This is a genomic window from Streptomyces sp. LS1784, assembly GCF_020103755.1.
GTDB lineage: Bacteria > Actinomycetota > Actinomycetes > Streptomycetales > Streptomycetaceae > Kitasatospora.
Window position 1 is genome coordinate 1 of record NZ_JAHSQD010000975.1, and the last position, 1813, is coordinate 1813.

At 78.2% G+C, this 1813-nt stretch carries 2 protein-coding genes and 1 pseudogene; all 3 read left to right on the forward strand.

Features of this window, described 5'->3' with window-relative positions:
• Positions 1 to 141 (forward strand): annotated as a pseudogene (locus KS423_RS44795) (ATP-binding protein); the annotation flags it as partial.
• Entirely contained in the window at positions 108 to 317 is a 210-nt protein-coding gene (locus KS423_RS44800) for a hypothetical protein (RefSeq protein ID WP_224285413.1), read from the forward strand. The pseudogene KS423_RS44795 and the gene KS423_RS44800, both read left to right, overlap by 34 nt.
• Positions 318 to 452: 135 nt before the next feature.
• Entirely contained in the window at positions 453 to 1256 is an 804-nt protein-coding gene (locus tag KS423_RS44805; RefSeq protein ID WP_224285414.1) for an IclR family transcriptional regulator, read from the forward strand.
• Positions 1257 to 1813 lie beyond the last annotated feature (557 nt).

Genomic DNA, 1813 nt, shown 5'->3' on the forward strand with positions numbered 1-1813 from the left:
AACGGCACCCCGCCCCGCATCGTGGAAGGCACAGCGGTCACCGTGAGCGACGAAGGAAGCGGTATCCCCGAGGAGTCGATGCCGCGCGTCTTCACCCGCTTCTGGCGGTGCCGCTGCGGGTCGCGTCGATCCTGCTGCGGCTGCTCGCCGACGTCCGCGGCCCCGCCGCGGAGGCCGCCCGCGACCGCGCCCGCGCCGTCGTCACCGACTGTCTGGACCGGCTGCGCCACCGCTTCGGCGCCCGCTGGGTCCCCGTCCAGGAGCAACTCGCCCACCAGACCCGCGCCGTCCTCACCACCGCCGACTGCCTGCGCTGACCCGACCCGCCGGCGGAGGTGGGTGCCGCGCGGCCCCGCGGGGTGCGCGGGGTGTGCTCAGCGGTGGAATCGCGATGCCCGGTGCGGGTGTTGGGGCGGGGGACGGGATGCGGGCGGCGGCGGAGGGTGGGGCGGGTGGCGGGGAATTCGGGGGAGGCCGGGGGGCGGTCGGTGGCCGGGCGGGTGTTCGCGGTGCTGGAGGCGTTCGACGGGGAGCGGGAGTCACTGCGGCTGGCCGAGATCGCGCGGCAGGCCGGACTGCCGGCGCCGACGGCGCTGCGGATGGTGCGGGAGCTCGTCGCCTGGGGTGCGCTGGAGCGGCAGCGGGACGGCGGGTACCGGCTGGGGCGGCGGCTGTGGGCGCTGGGGGCGTTGGCGCCGTGCCTGCGCCGGATCCGGGAGCTGGCGCAGCCGGCCCTGCAGGAGCTGCACGAGCGGACCGGGCAGACCGCGCTGGTGGCGGCGCTGGACGGCCGTTCGGCGCTGCTGCTGGACCGGCTGCCGGGTGCGGCGGTGCAGTCCTCGCCGTTCCAGGTGCGGGTGGGCGGGCGGATGGACCTGCACGCCACGGCGGTGGGCCGGGTGCTGCTGGCGTACGCGCCGCAGGCTCTGGTCCGGGAGGTGACGGCGGGTCTGTCCGCGGCGGGCGCGCGGCACACCCGGTACACGGTGGTGGCGCCGGGCCGGCTGGCCCGGGAGCTGGCGGCGGTGCGGCGCGGGGGCGTCGGGTACGCGCGGCGGGAGATGCAGCCGGCGTACGGGGCGGCGGCGGTGCCGGTGTTCCATCCGGACGGTTCGCTGCTGGCCGCGCTGGGGCTGGTGGTGGCCTCGCCGGTGGATCCGGCCCGGTACGAGGGGCGGTTGCGCGAGGCGGGGCGGCTGATGGCGGACGAGGTCGCGCGCTCGGTGGCGGCGCAGGGGGCGCGCCCCATCGGATGACGCGTTCCACTGGGTGGAACGCCGTGGTGGCCGGGAACTGCCGGTAGCGGGCACCCTGGTGCGCGAAACGGGCGGACGCGCAGGCATCGGAGGCCGCAGTGCACAGCAGCGGTGGCAGGATCCCGGCCGTGCGGGTCGTCGCCCCGTCGGCGGACGGTCCGGCCCGCCGCGGCCGATGTCGCACTCTCGACCGCGCCCGTGGCACCGGCGTGCCCGGCGCCCTGTTCCACACCTGGGCCTGAGGCCGGATCAGGGCCCGACACAGGGCCCGACACAGGGCCCGACGACGGATCCGGCACCTGATCCGAAGCCAGGTCCGGCGGCCGATCCGGCGCCCGGCCCGCTCCCGGGCCGGCCGACGGCCTGACCCGGGCGACACCCCGCCCGACCCGTTCATCCCCCTCTCCCCCGCCCCGTCGTGCGCGCCCGCGCCCGGTGGCGGTCCCGTACGCCCTCCACCGGCAACACCAAGGAGTCACCCATGCCCAGCAGACCCGTGCCCGCCGCCCGGCGCACCCCCCGTCCGTTCGCCGTCCCCTCGGCCGTGCCCGCCGCCG